This window comes from Enterococcus spodopteracolus (assembly GCF_030441955.1).
In the GTDB taxonomy this organism is placed as follows: Bacteria; Bacillota; Bacilli; order Lactobacillales; family Enterococcaceae; genus Enterococcus_B; species Enterococcus_B spodopteracolus.
Window position 1 is genome coordinate 1 of sequence record NZ_JARJHD010000127.1, and the last position, 416, is coordinate 416.

At 56.7% G+C, this 416-nt stretch carries 2 protein-coding genes; both read left to right on the plus strand.

What is annotated here, in order from left to right; translation table 11 throughout:
* Positions 1–8: 8 nt before the first annotated feature.
* Complete coding sequence (locus P3R27_RS14885; RefSeq protein WP_023148709.1) at positions 9–176, plus strand: phage head-tail joining protein; 168 nt, start codon at positions 9–11, stop codon at positions 174–176.
* A partial coding sequence (locus P3R27_RS14890; protein ID WP_228626343.1) for a phage portal protein occupies positions 173–416 on the plus strand: 244 nt, incomplete at its 3' end. The genes P3R27_RS14885 and P3R27_RS14890, both read left to right, overlap by 4 nt.

A 416-nucleotide genomic window follows, 5' to 3' on the forward strand; every position in this document is an offset into this window, starting at 1 on the left:
GTGCGGCACTGCATGACCTGATGACAGGTAAACGGGTGGCAACAGTACAGAAAGACGGACGAAGGGTGGAGTTTACGGCCACTTCCGTGTCTGACCTGAAAAAATATATTGCAGAGCTGGAAGTGCAGACCGGCATGACACAGCGACGCAGGGGACCTGCAGGATTTTATGTATGAAAACGCCCACCATTCCCACCCTTCTGGGGCCGGACGGCATGACATCGCTGCGCGAATATGCCGGTTATCACGGCGGTGGCAGCGGATTTGGAGGGCAGTTGCGGTCGTGGAACCCACCGAGTGAAAGTGTGGATGCAGCCCTGTTGCCCAACTTTACCCGTGGCAATGCCCGCGCAGACGATCTGGTACGCAATAACGGCTATGCCGCCAACGCCATCCAGCTGCATCAGGATCATATCG